The organism is Serratia silvae (assembly GCF_023282985.1).
GTDB lineage: Bacteria > Pseudomonadota > Gammaproteobacteria > Enterobacterales > Enterobacteriaceae > Chania > Chania silvae.
The window spans coordinates 190402-206644 of the sequence record NZ_JAGQDC010000001.1; the positions used below are offsets into that span (position 1 = coordinate 190402).

The 16243-nt window shown below is 55.1% G+C and carries 12 protein-coding genes; 11 read left to right on the forward strand and 1 reads right to left on the reverse strand.

Translation table 11 applies throughout. From position 1 onward, the window contains the following. The first annotated feature begins 75 nt into the window (after positions 1–75). The 3 genes from dnaJ to nhaR all read left to right on the forward strand — a co-directional run bounded on the left by dnaJ (position 76) and on the right by nhaR (position 3682). Positions 76–1206, forward strand: a complete 1131-nt coding sequence (gene dnaJ / locus KAJ71_RS00860; RefSeq protein ID WP_024527213.1) for a molecular chaperone DnaJ — start codon at positions 76–78, stop codon at positions 1204–1206. Between the two features lie 222 nt (positions 1207–1428). After that, complete coding sequence (nhaA, locus tag KAJ71_RS00865) at positions 1429–2595, forward strand: Na+/H+ antiporter NhaA (protein ID WP_248943957.1); 1167 nt, start codon at positions 1429–1431, stop codon at positions 2593–2595. 187 nt (positions 2596–2782) lie between these two features. Further along, positions 2783–3682 carry a transcriptional activator NhaR gene (nhaR, locus tag KAJ71_RS00870; protein WP_021179255.1) on the forward strand — a complete coding sequence of 300 codons (900 nt, stop codon included), beginning with the start codon at positions 2783–2785 and terminating at the stop codon, positions 3680–3682. Positions 3683–3748: 66 nt separating this feature from the next. Here nhaR and rpsT read toward each other — a convergent pair whose 3' ends face one another. Then, positions 3749–4012 (reverse strand): 30S ribosomal protein S20, encoded by a 264-nt coding sequence (rpsT, locus tag KAJ71_RS00875; RefSeq protein ID WP_248943958.1) that lies wholly within the window; start codon positions 4010–4012, stop codon positions 3749–3751. A 435-nt stretch (positions 4013–4447) separates the two neighbouring features. On the opposite strand from rpsT, the gene ribF reads away from it, so the two are divergent. The 8 genes from ribF (at position 4448) to carB (ending at position 16213) form a co-directional block, all read left to right on the forward strand. Then, positions 4448–5386 (forward strand): bifunctional riboflavin kinase/FAD synthetase, encoded by a 939-nt coding sequence (gene ribF / locus KAJ71_RS00880; RefSeq protein WP_248943959.1) that lies wholly within the window; start codon positions 4448–4450, stop codon positions 5384–5386. Between the two features lie 30 nt (positions 5387–5416). Then, the gene (ileS, locus tag KAJ71_RS00885) at positions 5417–8233 is read left to right on the forward strand and encodes an isoleucine--tRNA ligase (RefSeq protein ID WP_248943960.1); all 2817 of its coding nucleotides are present in this window, start codon (positions 5417–5419) and stop codon (positions 8231–8233) included. Between the two features lie 13 nt (positions 8234–8246). After that, complete coding sequence (gene lspA, locus KAJ71_RS00890) at positions 8247–8753, forward strand: signal peptidase II (protein ID WP_248943961.1); 507 nt, start codon at positions 8247–8249, stop codon at positions 8751–8753. A 1-nt stretch (position 8754) separates the two neighbouring features. Continuing rightward, positions 8755–9225 carry an FKBP-type peptidyl-prolyl cis-trans isomerase gene (gene fkpB / locus KAJ71_RS00895; RefSeq protein WP_024483572.1) on the forward strand — a complete coding sequence of 157 codons (471 nt, stop codon included), beginning with the start codon at positions 8755–8757 and terminating at the stop codon, positions 9223–9225. Beyond that, complete coding sequence (ispH, locus tag KAJ71_RS00900) at positions 9206–10159, forward strand: 4-hydroxy-3-methylbut-2-enyl diphosphate reductase (protein WP_248943962.1); 954 nt, start codon at positions 9206–9208, stop codon at positions 10157–10159. The genes fkpB and ispH overlap by 20 nt, the downstream gene beginning before the upstream one ends. A 374-nt stretch (positions 10160–10533) precedes the next feature. After that, on the forward strand, positions 10534–11355 hold the full coding sequence (gene dapB, locus KAJ71_RS00905) for a 4-hydroxy-tetrahydrodipicolinate reductase (protein ID WP_098928836.1): 822 nt from the start codon (positions 10534–10536) through the stop codon (positions 11353–11355). Between the two features lie 469 nt (positions 11356–11824). Then, the gene (gene carA / locus KAJ71_RS00910; RefSeq protein WP_248943963.1) at positions 11825–12973 is read left to right on the forward strand and encodes a glutamine-hydrolyzing carbamoyl-phosphate synthase small subunit; all 1149 of its coding nucleotides are present in this window, start codon (positions 11825–11827) and stop codon (positions 12971–12973) included. Positions 12974–12991: 18 nt separating this feature from the next. Continuing rightward, positions 12992–16213 (forward strand): carbamoyl-phosphate synthase large subunit, encoded by a 3222-nt coding sequence (gene carB, locus KAJ71_RS00915; RefSeq protein ID WP_248943964.1) that lies wholly within the window; start codon positions 12992–12994, stop codon positions 16211–16213. Positions 16214–16243: the final 30 nt, after the last annotated feature.

The window sequence follows — 16243 nt, forward strand, 5'->3', positions numbered from 1 at the left end:
GGCCGTAACCGGAAACCAGCACGGGCGTCGAGGCAACTCTACGCCCGTGCACGCATGTTAAGGGTAAGAGAAATAATGGCGAAGAGAGATTATTACGAGGTGCTCGGCGTTGCCAAGACGGCAGACGAGCGCGAAATCAAAAAGGCGTATAAGCGCCTGGCGATGAAGTATCACCCTGATCGTAATCAGGAAAAAGACGCCGAAAGCCAGTTTAAAGAGGTCAAGGAAGCCTACGAGATCCTGACCGACGATCAAAAACGTGCCGCCTATGATCAATACGGTCATGCCGCTTTTGAGCAAGGTGGTATGGGCGGCGGTGGTGGTTTTGGCGGCGGCGGTGCCGACTTCAGCGACATCTTTGGCGACGTGTTTGGCGATATCTTTGGCGGCGGACGCCGTCAACGTGCCAGCCGTGGATCCGATTTGCGTTACAACATGGATCTGACGCTGGAAGAAGCCGTGCGTGGCGTGACCAAAGAGATCCGTATTCCAACGCTGGAAGAGTGTGATGTCTGCCATGGCAACGGTGCCAAGCCGGGCAGTTCGCCGGCAACCTGTCCAACCTGTCATGGTCAGGGTCAGGTGCAGATGCGGCAAGGGTTCTTCACCGTGCAGCAGGCTTGTCCGCACTGCCACGGACGTGGCCAGATCATCAAGGATCCTTGCAACAAATGTCACGGTCATGGCCGCGTAGAAAAATCCAAAACCCTATCGGTGAAAATCCCGGCAGGTGTGGATACTGGCGACCGCATCCGCTTGGCGGGTGAAGGTGAAGCTGGTGAACACGGAGCACCGGCAGGCGATCTGTACGTTCAGGTTCAGGTGAGTGCTCACCCGATCTTCGAACGTGAAGGCAATAACCTGTACTGCGAAGTGCCGATCAACTTTGCTATGGCTGCCTTGGGTGGTGAGATTGAAGTGCCAACGCTGGATGGCCGCGTCAAGCTGAAAGTCCCGGCGGAAACCCAAACCGGTAAACTGTTCCGCATGCGTGGAAAAGGGGTGAAATCGGTACGGGGTGGCAGCCAGGGTGACCTGCTGTGCCGCGTGGTGGTAGAAACGCCGGTAAGCCTGAATGAGAAGCAGAAGCAGCTGCTCAAAGAGCTCGAAGAGAGCCTGGGTGGCCCTTCAGGTGATAAAAATAGCCCGCGTTCGAAAAGCTTCTTCGACGGCGTGAAAAAGTTTTTTGACGACCTGACTCGTTAATCAACGCTTCCCTCGCGTTTATCCTCAAACCCCGGTCACCCAAGCCGGGGTTTTTCTTTGCTGCAAAACTCCTTGTCTATATCCATATAAAAAATGTGACATAAGACCTTCATTGATCGGTTTTTTCGAGTTGTTTTGCATTTATAAACTGCTTTTTTCGATGTTACTCCTCACCTATACTCTGCGAATTATCTGGAAACCTATTACCGGGAGTGACGTACTGTGACTACTATTATTCGTCAATTTTTGCGTCAAGAAGCCGCTGGCGGCATTATTCTGATCGCTGCCGCCGTGGTGGCATTGATCATGGCTAATACCCCCGTACAGGGGCTGTATCAGGCCTTTCTAAACTTACCTGTGGCGGTCAGTATCGCCTCGCTGGAAATTGCCAAACCGCTGCTGCTGTGGATTAACGATGGTTTAATGGCCATCTTCTTCCTGGTGGTCGGGCTTGAAGTCAAACGTGAGCTGATGCAAGGCTCGTTGGCCGGGCGTGACAAGGCCATCTTCCCGGCGATTGCTGCGTTGGGTGGCATGTTGGCGCCGGCGCTGATCTATCTGCTGTTCAACGGTGCCGATGAGGTGACTCGTCAGGGCTGGGCGATCCCGGCAGCAACGGATATTGCCTTTGCCTTGGGTGTGATGGCATTGCTAGGCAACCGTGTGCCGACCAGCCTGAAAGTTTTCCTGCTGGCCTTGGCAATTATTGATGACCTCGGGGTTATCATCATTATCGCGCTGTTCTACACCCATCAGGTCTCAATGGTGGCGCTGGGCGTTGCGGCTGCGGCGATGGTGGTGTTGGCCGTGATGAACTGGCGGGGCGTAGGCAAGACCTCGCTGTATATGATGGTTGGATTGGTGCTGTGGGTGGCGATCCTCAAGTCAGGTGTTCACGCTACCCTGGCGGGGGTGATTGTCGGCTTTATGATCCCGCTGAACGCCAAGAGTGAGCCTTCACCCTCTGAAACCTTGGAGCATGAGCTGCACCCTTGGGTCGCCTTCCTGATCCTGCCGTTGTTTGCCTTTGCCAACGCGGGCGTGTCGTTGCAAGGGGTGTCTCTGAGTGGATTGACTTCACTGTTGCCGCTGGGGATTGCTGCCGGGCTGTTTATCGGCAAGCCGCTGGGGATTTTCGTCTTCTGCTGGTTGGCGGTAAAGCTGGGGATCGCCCGTTTGCCGCAGGATATCGGCTTTAAACAGGTGTTTGCCGTGGCCGTGCTCTGTGGTATTGGTTTCACCATGTCGATTTTTATTGCTTCATTGGCCTTTGCCGATGCGGATGTGGCTCTCAGTACCTATGCCAAATTAGGCATACTATTGGGATCGACGAGCGCTGCGGTAGTGGGTTACGGTCTGTTGCGTTTAACCTTGCCGCGCGGTCGATAACCCTTATGGTTAATCCCTTGTCTGAGAAGGGGTATTATAGTGGTAAATGCAGCGCGGTGGTGTAAGCCGCGCTGATTGTTTGGTTTGGGATTAAAGATAGCGTTGTGTTATCCGAAATTAACGATAGGGAGTTTGTCGCTCATCACGGCAGACCGTTTGCCGATGAGAAACCTAAGGAGAGAACGTTTTGAGAATGTCACATATCAACTTTAACCATTTGTATTACTTCTGGCAGGTCTGCAAGGAGGGGTCGGTCGTAGGTGCGGCAGAAGCTTTGTTCCTCACGCCGCAGACCATCACCGGCCAAATCAAGGCGCTGGAAGAACGGCTCAACGGTAAGCTGTTCAAACGCCAGGGGCGCGGTCTGGTGCCTTCCGAACTGGGTCAACTGGTGTTCCGCTATGCCGACAAGATGTTTATGCTCAGCCAGGAAATGCTGGATATCGTCAACTATCGCAAGGAGTCCAACCTGTTGTTTGACGTTGGCGTCGCGGATGCGCTATCTAAACGTCTGGTCAGCCAGGTATTGGAAACCGCGGTGGTGGTGGACAACGAGCAAATCCACCTGCGCTGCTTTGAATCAACCCATGAGATGCTGCTTGAGCAGCTGAGCCAGCATAAGCTGGATATGATCCTGTCGGATTGCCCGGTTGACTCCAGCCAGCAGGAAGGTTTGTTTTCGCTAAAGCTGGGCGAGTGTGGGGTCAGTTTCTTCTGTCGTCAGCCAATACCCGATTTGCCGTTCCCTGCCTGTCTGGAACAGCGCCGCTTGCTGATCCCGGGAAGACGTTCGATGCTGGGACGCAAATTGCTTAACTGGTTCAATACTCAGGGTATCAAGGTCGAGATACTGGGGGAGTTTGACGATGCGGCGCTGATGAAAGCTTTCGGCCTGTACCACAATGCGATCTTCGTGGCACCAACGTTGTATGCGCTGGATACCTATAGCGATGATGACGTGGTAGAGATCGGACGTGTCGACAGTGTGCAGGAAGAGTATTACATCATTTTTGCCGAGCGAATGATCCAGCACCCGGCGGTACAGCGGGTATGCAACAAGGACTTCTCGGCGCTGTTCGCGCTGTAGGCTTGAACGTCAGGCGTAAAAAAACCGGCCGAGGCCGGTTTTTTTAACAAGCACACAACGAAATGCTTATTGCATTGCGTTGATACGCGCCGCCAAGTTTGACTTATGACGCGCTGCTTTGTTTTTGTGGATCAGGCCTTTAGCAGCCTGGCGATCCACAAGTGGTTGCATTACGAGGAATGCGTTTTGTGCTGCGTCTTTGTCGCCAGCTGCGATAGCTGCGTCAACCTTCTTAATGAAGGTACGCACCATTGAGCGACGGCTAGCGTTATGCTTGCGACGTTTCTCAGACTGTATGGCGCGTTTCTTAGCTGATTTGATATTAGCCAAGGTCCAACTCCCAAATATATATATTGAGGACAATTCAAAGGCCGAGGAATATGCCCTTTTAGCCTTCGTTTGTCAATGGATTTGTGCAAATAAGCGCCGTTTGTACGGGCGGCACTTGCTACGTTGTGATGGCGCAGGATTTTACCAGCTTCAGCCATGGGAATACAGTGTTTCACGAGAAAAATCGCCATGTGATTTGCATCACAGTCTGCAAGCTGTTGGTCCTGGTGGGTTATCCCCCGTCTTTCAAGCGTCGGCCAGAAGCCACGCTCGCTATCAGCGGGCTAATATACCACGCATTGGGCCAGATAAACGGTGGTTAAGGCGATTATCCTCCGGTATGGTATGACTATTACATCAAAGGAACCAATCGCGGGTTAACCTTGACCGCTGTACAAGGTATAATCCGCCGATTTCCACTGTGTTGGGCCAGCTATGCAGCTAATTCGCGGCATCCATAATATCCGGGCACGCCACCGTGGCTGCGTGCTCACCATCGGCAACTTTGACGGCGTTCATCGCGGTCATAAGGCGCTGTTGGGGCAGTTGAAGCAGGAAGGGCGACGCCTGGGGCTGCCGGTAATCGTTATGATCTTTGAGCCACAGCCGCTGGAACTGTTTGCCGCGGATAAGGCTCCGGCCCGCCTCACGCGTTTGCGTGACAAAGCCAAATATCTGGCGCAGGCCGGGGTTGATTACCTGTTGTGCGTCAAGTTTGATCCCCGCTTTGCCGCCCATACCGCTCAGGCATTCGTTGCCGAGTTGCTGGTCGAAAAGCTGGGGGTAAAATTCCTGATGGTGGGGGATGATTTCCGCTTTGGTGCTGGCCGTCAGGGGGATTTCCCGTTGTTACAGCTTGCCGGGCAAGAATTCGGCTTTGAGGTCGTCAGCACACCAAGCTTCCGTGAAGGCGACCTGCGCATCAGCAGCACCGCCATCCGCAATGCGCTGCGTGATGATGATTTGCCACTGGCAGAAACCCTGCTGGGGCATCCTTACAGTATTTCCGGGCGCGTAGTGCATGGCGATGAACTGGGGCGAACCATTGGTTTCCCAACCGCCAACCTGCCGCTCAAACGCCTGGTTGCCCCGGTGAAAGGGGTGTATGCCGTCGATGTGTATGGCCTGGGTCCCGAGCCTTTGCCGGGCGTGGCCAATATCGGCACCCGCCCTACGGTGGCAGGCGTACGTCAGCAGTTGGAAGTGCATCTGCTGGATGTAACCATGGATCTTTACGGGCGCCACCTGGATGTGGTGCTACGCGCAAAATTGCGCAATGAACAGCGTTTTGCTTCGCTCGATGCGCTAAAGCAGCAAATCGCCAATGATGTGGTGACGGCCCGGACGTTCTTCGGGCTACAGACACCGGCTTAATCTACGAACCGAAACGAGATCGAGAATCTAATGAGTGACTACAAGAATACCCTGAACTTGCCGGAAACAGGGTTCCCGATGCGTGGCGATCTCGCCAAGCGTGAACCTGGCATGCTCGCACGTTGGTATGAACAGGATCTGTACGGGATCATTCGTGCCGCCAAAAAGGGCAAGAAATCCTTCATTCTGCATGACGGCCCTCCGTATGCGAATGGCAGCATTCACATTGGTCACTCGGTAAACAAGATCCTCAAAGACATTATTATCAAGTCAAAAGGGATGGCTGGCTTTGATTCGCCTTATGTTCCAGGCTGGGACTGTCACGGTCTGCCTATCGAACTGAAGGTTGAGCAACTGTATGGCAAACCGGGTGAGAAACTGACACCGGCAGAGTTCCGCCAGAAATGCCGTGAATATGCTGCCGAGCAGGTTGAAGGCCAGAAGAAAGACTTTATCCGTCTGGGGGTGCTGGGTGACTGGGATCGCCCATACCTGACCATGAATTTTAAAACCGAAGCCAACATCATCCGTGCGTTGGGCAAGATCATCAGCAATGGTCATCTGCTCAAAGGTGCCAAGCCGGTGCACTGGTGTACGGACTGTGGTTCTTCCCTGGCGGAAGCGGAAGTTGAATATTACGACAAAGCCTCGCCATCCATCGACGTCGCGTTCCACGCGGTTGATGCGGCGGCAGTGGCCAGCAAGTTTGGCGTAACTAGCGTGACTGGCCCGGTGTCACTGGTGATCTGGACGACCACACCGTGGACGCTGCCTGCCAACCGTGCGATCTCGCTGAACGCAGAATTCGCCTATCAGTTAGTGCAGATCGACGGCCAGTGCGTGATCCTGGCAGCCGATCTGGTGGAAAGCGTGATGAAGCGCGCAGGCATCACTTCCTGGGCAGTGCTGGGCGACTGTAAGGGCAGCGATCTGGAACTGATGCGCTTTACCCATCCGTTTATGGGCTTTGACGTGCCGGCGATCCTGGGCGATCACGTTACGCTGGATGCCGGTACCGGTGCCGTACATACCGCACCTGGCCACGGCCCGGATGACTTCGTGATCGGCCAGAAATACGGCCTGGAAGTCGCCAACCCGGTTGGCCCGAACGGCTGCTACCTGACCGGCACCTATCCAACGCTGGACGGCAAGTTCGTGTTCAAGGCCAACGATCTGATCGTTGAGCTGCTGCGTGAAAAGGGCGCTCTGCTACACGTGGAAAAACTGCAACACAGCTACCCGTGCTGCTGGCGTCACAAAACGCCGATCATCTTCCGTGCCACGCCGCAATGGTTTATCAGCATGGATCAAAAGGGCCTGCGCAAGCAGTCGCTGGAAGAGATCAAAGGCGTGCAGTGGATCCCGGATTGGGGCCAGGCGCGTATCGAAACCATGGTGGCTAACCGCCCAGACTGGTGTATCTCACGTCAGCGTACTTGGGGTGTGCCTATGTCCCTGTTCGTGCACAAAGACACCGAGCAGCTTCATCCACGCAGCGTAGAGCTGATGGAAGAAGTGGCCAAGCGTGTTGAGCAAGACGGGATCCAGGCCTGGTGGGATCTGGACGCTGCCGATATCCTCGGTGCTGAAGCGGCCGATTATGTGAAAGTGCCAGACACGCTGGACGTGTGGTTCGACTCGGGTTCAACCCATTCTTCCGTGGTTGACGTGCGTCCAGAATTCAACGGCCACTCTGCCGACATGTATCTGGAAGGCTCCGACCAACATCGTGGTTGGTTCATGTCATCGCTGATGATTTCGACCGCCATGAAGGGCAAAGCGCCTTACAAAGAAGTGCTGACCCACGGCTTTACCGTCGATGGTCAGGGCCGCAAAATGTCCAAGTCCATCGGCAACACCGTCAGCCCGCAGGACGTGATGAACAAGCTGGGTGGCGACATTCTGCGCCTGTGGGTCGCTTCTACCGACTACACCGGCGAGATTGCGGTTTCCGACGAAATCCTCAAGCGTGCTGCCGATTCTTATCGCCGTATCCGCAATACCGCGCGTTTCCTGTTGGCCAACTTGAACGGGTTTGATCCAAGCACCGACTGCGTAGCGCCGGAAGACATGGTGGTGCTGGATCGTTGGGCCGTGGGCCGTGCATTGGCCGCACAGCAGGATATCGAGCAGGCTTATGCCAACTACGATTTCCACGAAGTGGTGCAGCGCCTGATGCAGTTCTGCTCGGTGGAAATGGGGTCCTTCTATCTGGACATCATTAAAGACCGTCAGTACACCGCGAAAAGCGACAGCGTAGCTCGCCGCAGCTGCCAGACCGCCCTGTTCCACATTGCAGAAGCACTGGTTCGCTGGATGGCACCGATCATGTCGTTTACCGCTGATGAGATCTGGGCCTTCCTGCCAGGCAAGCGTGCGCAGTACGTCTTTACCGAAGAGTGGTACGACGGTCTGTTCGGGCTGGCGGCAGGCGAAGGCATGAACGATGAGTTCTGGGCCGATCTGCTGAAAGTGCGTGGCGAAGTGAACAAGGTGCTGGAGCAGGCACGTGCAGACAAGCACATTGGTGGTTCGTTGGAGGCGGCGGTTACACTGTACGCTGATAGCGATCTGGCTGCGCGCCTGAACAGCCTGCAGGACGAACTGCGATTTGTGTTGCTGACCTCATCGGCCAGCGTAGCACCGTTTGCGGATGCTCCGGCAGATGCGCAGCAAAGCGAACTGTTGAAAGGGCTGAAAATTGCGTTCAGCAAAGCGGATGGTGAGAAGTGCCCGCGCTGCTGGCATTACACCACCGATGTCGGCCAGGTGGCGGAGCACGCAGAACTTTGCGGCCGCTGTGTGACCAACGTAGCCGGTGACGGCGAAAAACGTAACTTTGCCTGAGAATAATCGCCTGATGAGTAGACCGATAAGTTCGACCGGCTTGCGCTGGCTATGGTTGGTAGTGGTGGTGCTGGCGCTGGATTTTTTCAGCAAGCAGTGGATCCTGAGTAACTTCGTGCTGGGCCAGACCCAGCCGTTGTTCCCGTCAATCAACCTGTACTACGCCCGTAATTACGGTGCTGCGTTCAGTTTCCTGGCGGATCACGGTGGCTGGCAGCGCTGGTTCTTTGCCGGTATTGCGGTCGCTATTGTGGCCGTATTGCTGGTGATGATGTATCGCAGCAGCGCCCAGCAGAAGCTGAACAATATCGCCTATGCCTTTATCATCGGCGGTGCGATCGGCAACCTGTTTGATCGTCTGTGGCATGGCTTTGTGGTCGATTTCATCGACTTTTATATCGGTAACTGGCATTACCCAACCTTCAATCTGGCGGACAGCTTTATCTGCGTTGGTGCCGCCATGATTGTGCTGGAAGGGTTCTTGCCGGCGAAGAAAAGCGTCAATAGCGAAGGTAAGTGATATGACGGCTCAGGTTAACGGCAACAGCGCAGTACTGGTGCATTTTACGCTGAAACTGGCAGATGGAACGACCGCAGAATCAACCCAGGGCAACGGCAAACCCGCGCTGTTTCGCCTGGGCGATGGCAGTCTGTCGGCTCCTCTGGAACAGCAGCTGATCGGCCTGCGGGCGGGTGATAAATGTGCGTTTACCCTGCAACCGGAGGCCGCGTTCGGTGCGGAGAACCCAGATCTGATCCAGTTCTTCTCACGCCGCGATTTCAACGAAACCGGCGTGCCGGATGTCGGTACCATCATGCTGTTTACCGCTATCGACGGCAGCGAAATGCCTGGGGTGGTGCGTGAAGTTGCGGAAGATTCGATCACCGTTGATTTCAATCATCCGTTGGCGGGGCATCCGGTGACCTTCGATATCGAAGTGCTGGAGATTGACCCGCAGCAGGAGGAAGCGCATGCAAATATTGCTGGCTAACCCGCGTGGCTTCTGCGCCGGGGTTGATCGTGCGATCAGCATTGTGGAACGTGCGCTGGAGATTTATGGTGCGCCGATTTACGTGCGCCATGAAGTGGTGCATAACCGCTACGTGGTCGAAAGCCTGCGCGAGCGCGGGGCGGTATTTATTGAAGAGATTGCGGAAGTGCCGGATGGCTCGATCCTGATCTTCTCTGCCCACGGTGTGTCACAGGCAGTGCGGGCCGAGGCCAAGGCCCGGGATCTGACCATGCTGTTTGATGCCACCTGTCCGTTGGTGACCAAGGTGCATATGGAAGTGGCCCGTGCCAGCCGTAAGGGCACCGAAGCGATCCTGATTGGCCACGCCGGGCATCCGGAAGTGGAAGGCACCATGGGCCAGTACAGTAACCCTGAGGGGGGCATGTATCTGGTTGAGTCGCCAGAGGATGTTTGGCAATTACAGGTGAAGAACGAGCATAACCTGTGCTTTATGACCCAGACTACTTTATCGGTAGACGATACTTCCGACGTGATTGATGCGTTGCGTAAGCGCTTCCCGGACATTATCGGGCCACGCAAGGACGATATCTGCTATGCCACCACCAACCGTCAGGAAGCGGTGCGCAGTTTGGCAGGTGATGCCGACGTGGTGCTGGTGGTGGGGTCGAAGAACTCCTCCAACTCCAACCGCCTGGCCGAGCTTGCCCAGCGTGTGGGTAAACCGGCCTATCTGATCGACTCTGCGGCGGACATTCAGGAGTCCTGGTTTAAAGACGCCAGCAACATTGGTGTTACCGCCGGAGCTTCTGCGCCGGACGTGCTGGTTCAGGACGTCATCAGCCGCTTGAAAGCCTTGGGCGGCAAAGATGTACATGAGCTCAGCGGCCGTGAAGAGAACATCGTGTTTGAAGTGCCGAAAGAGCTGCGCATGGATATCAAGCAGATCGATTGATCGTTGCCAATATCATTAAGTAACGGGGAGCCTTGGCTTCCCGTTTTGCGTTTTAACTAGCTGTAATTAATGACCCCCACACCAGCCTCAGGTTTCCGGTGTCGCGGTATTGAGCTCGCTCTTTAGCGCGCAGAATGAGTAAAAATCGACTTTATCGCCATTCATCGTAATGCATAAATAGTGCATGATTATGTAGTACCAGACAGTTGACACTAATCGGGTAATTGTTAATCAATTGACAGCGTTACTGATAACATACCAGGCATATCATAATTTTCTAATCCGTAAGCAAATCCTCTGGCAGTGGTAAGGTGAGAAAGTTACCCTGAACCTATAGCCGAGGATCGGCTTTTGACCATAAAAGAGAGCAAAGTATGACTGATTCACAAATCCGCATCGCGATTGCGGGTTCTGGTGGCCGCATGGGGCGCCAATTGATCCAGGCCGTGCAGCAGGCGCAGGGCGTGGTATTGGGGGCAGCGTTGGAGCGCCCGGGTTCTAGCCTGGTTGGCACCGATGCCGGTGAGCTGGCTGGCGTTGGCGCATTGGGCGTCACCGTCAGCGATAACCTGGAAAAGGTTGTCAACGATTTCGATATCCTGATCGACTTCACCCGCCCGGAAGGCACCCTGGCCCACCTGGCGTTTTGCGTGGCCCACGGCAAAGCCATGGTGATCGGCACCACAGGTTTTGATGATGCGGGTAAAGCGGCGATCCAGGCCGCGGCACAGCAGATTGGTATCGTGTTTGCCGCTAACTTTAGCGTGGGCGTCAACGTGGTGCTCAAGCTGCTGGAAAAAGCGGCCAAGGTCATGGGCGATTATACCGATATCGAAATTGTGGAAGCTCACCACCGCCACAAGGTAGATGCCCCTTCAGGAACGGCGTTAGCCATGGGCGAGGCGATTGCCGGTGCCTTGGGACGCGATTTGAAAGAGTGCGCGGTTTACGAGCGCGTGGGTTATACCGGCGAGCGCGATCCAAAGAGCATCGGTTTTGCCACCATTCGTGCCGGGGACATTGTGGGTGAACATACCGCCATGTTTGCCGATATTGGCGAGCGGGTAGAGATCACCCATAAAGCGTCAAGCCGGATGACGTTTGCCAATGGTGCGGTGCGTGCCGCGTCATGGATATCAAACCAGCATAATGGGCTGTTTGATATGCGAGATGTGCTCGGTTTAGACCAGTTATAATTTATTGAACACCATCGTGATGTGGTTGTGTTAGTCATAATGATATGATAATAGGGCAATAATTTTATTGTCCTTTTTTTTAACATTGAAAATGGTGGTTACATTTGATTTTAAGTTTGTAGCTGTTATTTTCATGTGTTATCTATCCTGTTTTCTGTTTTTACTGTCATCTTTATTGCTTCCCACACCGATTTTAGCTGTTTTAAGCCATTTTTTCTGTCACTGTGTCTCGCAACCGTTTACTTGGTCAAGTTTGCTGGTGTTTTTGTGCCTGTGGCCCCCTTAAAACCCTGAGGTCAGCAAAAATAATGGAAAAAATAGCGCTTTGGCTAGACAAGTGGGACGCTCATCATTAAAATGCGCCCAATTTGCCAAAAATTGGCCTTGAGGGCGGTTTTTGCATTGATTTAGGGCGTGAAATCTGAATTAATATGCAAATATTGTGATTGATTATTCCTCGGAGGGTGTTTTGATTAAGTCAGCGCTATTGGTTCTGGAAGACGGAACCCAATTCCACGGTCGGGCCATCGGGGCAGAAGGTACGGCAGTGGGGGAAGTGGTCTTCAATACCTCGATGACCGGCTATCAAGAAATCCTCACTGATCCTTCCTACTCCCGCCAGATCGTTACTCTTACTTATCCTCATATCGGCAATGTCGGCACCAATGATTCCGACGCAGAATCCTCCGCTGTTCATGCTCAAGGCCTTGTCATCCGCGACCTGCCACTGATTGCCAGCAACTACCGCAACGAAATGGGTCTGGCCGATTACCTCAAGCGTCACAATATCGTGGCGATTGCCGATATCGATACCCGCAAGCTGACCCGCCTGTTGCGTGAGAAAGGCGCACAGAACGGCTGCATCATTGCGGGCGATCTCACCGATGCGGAGCTGGCGCTGCAAAAAGCCAAGGCTTTCCCTGGCCTGAAAGGCATGGATCTGGCGAAAGAGGTCACTACCAAGGAAGCTTACGCCTGGCAACAGGGGAGCTGGACGCTGGAAGGCGATTTGCCGGAGGCTAAACCTGCGGGCGAACTGCCTTACCATGTGGTGGCCTACGATTACGGCGCCAAGCGTAACATCCTGCGCATGCTGGTGGATCGCGGCTGCCGCCTCACCGTAGTGCCAGCGCAAACCTCTGCGGAAGACGTGCTGAAAATGAATCCTGACGGCATCTTCCTGTCCAACGGCCCCGGTGACCCAGAGCCATGTGATTACGCCATCACTGCCATCAAACGCTTCCTGGAAACCGATATCCCGGTATTTGGTATCTGCCTGGGCCACCAACTGTTGGCACTGGCCAGCGGTGCCAAAACCATGAAGATGAAGCTTGGCCACCACGGCGGTAACCACCCGGTGAAGGATCTGGATAACAACACCGTGATGATCACCGCGCAGAACCACGGCTTTGCCGTTGATGAAAATAATCTGCCGAGCGTGCTGCGGGTCACGCATAAATCTCTGTTCGACCACACGGTGCAGGGCATCCATCGTACCGATAGAGCCGCGTTCAGCTTCCAGGGCCACCCAGAAGCCAGCCCAGGCCCGCACGATGCCGCGCCGCTGTTCGATCACTTTATCGAACTGATTGAGACTTACCGTACCAACGCCAAATAATCAGGAGCCAGAAAAGCCATGCCAAAACGTACAGATATAAAAAGCATCCTGATCCTCGGCGCTGGCCCGATCGTTATCGGCCAGGCGTGTGAATTTGACTACTCTGGTGCCCAGGCGTGTAAGGCGCTGCGTGAAGAAGGTTACCGCGTCGTGCTGGTCAACTCGAACCCGGCCACCATCATGACCGACCCGGAAATGGCCGATGCCACCTACATCGAGCCGATCCACTGGGAAGTGGTGCGTAAAATCATCGAGAAAGAGCGCCCGGATGCGGTACTGCCAACCATGGGGGGGCAAACCGCGCTGAACTGTGCGTTGGAGCTGGAACGTCAGGGCGTGCTGGCCGAGTTCGGTGTCACCATGATTGGCGCGACCGCCGATGCCATCGACAAAGCCGAAGATCGCCGCCGTTTCGATATCGCCATGAAAAAAATTGGCCTGGACACGGCGCGTTCCGGCATCGCCCATAATATGGAAGAAGCGTTGGCGGTAGCCGCCGATGTGGGCTTCCCATGCATTATCCGCCCATCATTCACCATGGGCGGTACCGGTGGCGGTATCGCTTATAACCGCGAAGAGTTCGAAGAAATCTGCGAACGCGGTCTGGATCTGTCCCCGACCAAAGAGCTGCTGATTGACGAATCGCTGATCGGCTGGAAAGAGTACGAGATGGAGGTGGTGCGCGATAAGAATGACAACTGCATCATCGTCTGCTCGATCGAAAACATCGATGCGATGGGTATCCATACCGGTGACTCCATCACGGTTGCTCCAGCGCAAACGCTGACCGACAAAGAATACCAAATCATGCGTAACGCCTCGATGGCGGTACTGCGTGAGATCGGCGTGGAAACAGGCGGCTCCAACGTGCAGTTCTCGGTCAACCCGAAAACTGGCCGCCTGATCGTGATTGAAATGAACCCACGTGTATCCCGTTCATCGGCGCTGGCCTCGAAAGCCACCGGCTTCCCGATTGCCAAGATCGCTGCCAAGCTGGCGGTGGGTTACACCCTTGATGAACTGATGAATGACATCACCGGTGGCCGTACTCCAGCCTCCTTTGAACCTTCCATTGACTACGTCGTCACCAAGATCCCGCGCTTCAACTTCGAGAAGTTTGCTGGTGCCAACGATCGCCTGACCACCCAGATGAAGTCGGTTGGCGAAGTGATGGCGATTGGCCGCACCCAGCAGGAATCGTTGCAGAAAGCGCTGCGCGGCCTGGAAGTGGGTGCGACCGGGTTCGATCCGAAAGTGAACCTGGACGATCCGGAAGCCTTGACCAAGATCCGCCGTGAGCTGAAGGATGCGGGTTCTGATCGTATCTGGTACATCGCCGATGCTTTCCGTGCCGGTCTGTCCGTCGATGGCGTGTTCAACCTGACCAACATCGACCGCTGGTTCCTGGTGCAGATTGAAGAGCTGGTGCGTCTGGAAGAGCAGGTTGCCGAAGCGGGCATCAACGGCCTGAACGCCGATTTCCTGCGCACGCTCAAGCGTAAGGGCTTTGCCGATGCGCGCCTGGCCAAGCTGGCTGGCGTGGCGGAAAGCGAAATCCGTAAGCTGCGCCACAGCTTCAACATGCACCCGGTCTACAAGCGTGTGGACACCTGTGCGGCAGAGTTTGCGACCGACACCGCCTACATGTATTCCACCTATGAAGATGAGTGCGAATCCAACCCGACCAATGACCGGCCGAAAATCATGATCCTGGGCGGTGGCCCGAACCGTATCGGCCAGGGCATCGAGTTCGACTATTGCTGCGTACACGCCTCGCTGGCGCTGCGCGAAGACGGCTACGAGACCATCATGGTCAACTGTAACCCGGAAACCGTCTCTACCGACTACGACACCTCGGATCGCTTGTACTTCGAACCGGTAACGCTAGAAGACGTGCTGGAAATCGTCCGCATCGAGAAGCCAAAAGGCGTGATCGTGCAGTACGGTGGGCAAACCCCATTGAAACTGGCGCGTGAGCTGGAAGCGGCAGGCGTGCCAATTATCGGCACCAGCCCGGATGCGATTGACCGTGCTGAAGACCGTGAACGTTTCCAGCAGGCGGTTAACCGCCTGGGCCTGAAGCAACCGGCCAACGCCACCGTGGCAACCATCGAACAGGCGGTTGAGAAAGCGGCCGGTATCGGTTATCCGCTGGTGGTACGTCCGTCCTACGTACTGGGTGGTCGTGCGATGGAGATCGTTTACGACGACGTCGATCTACGTCGTTACTTCCAGAACGCGGTCAGCGTGTCCAACGATGCACCAGTGCTGCTGGATCGTTTCTTGGACGACGCGGTAGAGGTGGATGTGGATGCAATTTGCGACGGCGAGCGCGTGCTGATCGGCGGCATCATGGAGCATATCGAACAGGCTGGCGTCCACTCCGGTGACTCCGCTTGTTCACTGCCTGCCTATACGCTGAGCAAAGATATCCAGGATGTGATGCGTCAGCAGGTAGAAAAACTGGCGTTTGAGCTGCAGGTTCGTGGTCTGATGAACGTGCAGTTTGCAGTGAAGAACAACGAAGTCTACCTGATCGAAGTGAACCCACGTGCCGCGCGTACCGTGCCGTTCGTTTCCAAGGCTACCGGGGTAGCGCTGGCGAAAGTGGCGGCGCGCGTGATGGCGGGTAAATCACTGGCCGAACAGGGCGTGACCGATGAGGTCATCCCGCCGTACTACTCGGTCAAGGAAGTGGTGCTGCCATTCAATAAATTCCCAGGCGTTGACCCAATCCTCGGGCCAGAAATGCGCTCGACCGGTGAAGTGATGGGCGTTGGCCGCACCTTCGCCGAAGCCTTCTCCAAGGCGATGTTGGGCAGTAACTCCGGCATGAAGAAAGGCCGTGCGCTGCTGTCGGTACGCGGTGGGGACAAGGCTCGCGTAGTGGATTTGGCTGCCAGCCTGCTCAAGCAGGGCTTTGAACTGGATGCCACCCACGGTACCGCAGTGGTGCTGGGCGAAGCGGGGATTAACCCACGCCTGGTCAACAAGGTGCATGAAGGGCGTCCGCACATTCAAGACCGTATCAAGAACGGCGAGTACACCTACATCGTTAATACCACGGCAGGGCGTCAGGCGATTGAAGACTCCAAGCTGATCCGCCGTAGTGCGCTGCAGTATAAAGTGCACTACGACACCACGATGAACGGCGGTTTTGCTACCTCGATGGCGATGAAGGCAGATCCAACCGAGCAGGTCACATCGGTGCAGGAACTACACGCACGAATCACCAAGTAAGTTAGTAAGTTAGTTGCTTTGAGGCGCTGC

What these genes read in the sequence shown, in the direction of transcription:
- dnaJ (WP_024527213.1), top strand. Translation starts at nt 76, where the DNA reads ATGGCGAAGAGAGATTATTACGAGGTGCTCGGCGTTGCCAAGACGGCA.
- ribF (WP_248943959.1), top strand. Translation starts at nt 4,448, where the DNA reads ATGCAGCTAATTCGCGGCATCCATAATATCCGGGCACGCCACCGTGGC.
- ileS (WP_248943960.1), top strand. Translation starts at nt 5,417, where the DNA reads ATGAGTGACTACAAGAATACCCTGAACTTGCCGGAAACAGGGTTCCCG.
- lspA (WP_248943961.1), top strand. Translation starts at nt 8,247, where the DNA reads ATGAGTAGACCGATAAGTTCGACCGGCTTGCGCTGGCTATGGTTGGTA.
- fkpB (WP_024483572.1), top strand. Translation starts at nt 8,755, where the DNA reads ATGACGGCTCAGGTTAACGGCAACAGCGCAGTACTGGTGCATTTTACG.
- ispH (WP_248943962.1), top strand. Translation starts at nt 9,206, where the DNA reads ATGCAAATATTGCTGGCTAACCCGCGTGGCTTCTGCGCCGGGGTTGAT.
- dapB (WP_098928836.1), top strand. Translation starts at nt 10,534, where the DNA reads ATGACTGATTCACAAATCCGCATCGCGATTGCGGGTTCTGGTGGCCGC.
- carB (WP_248943964.1), top strand. Translation starts at nt 12,992, where the DNA reads ATGCCAAAACGTACAGATATAAAAAGCATCCTGATCCTCGGCGCTGGC.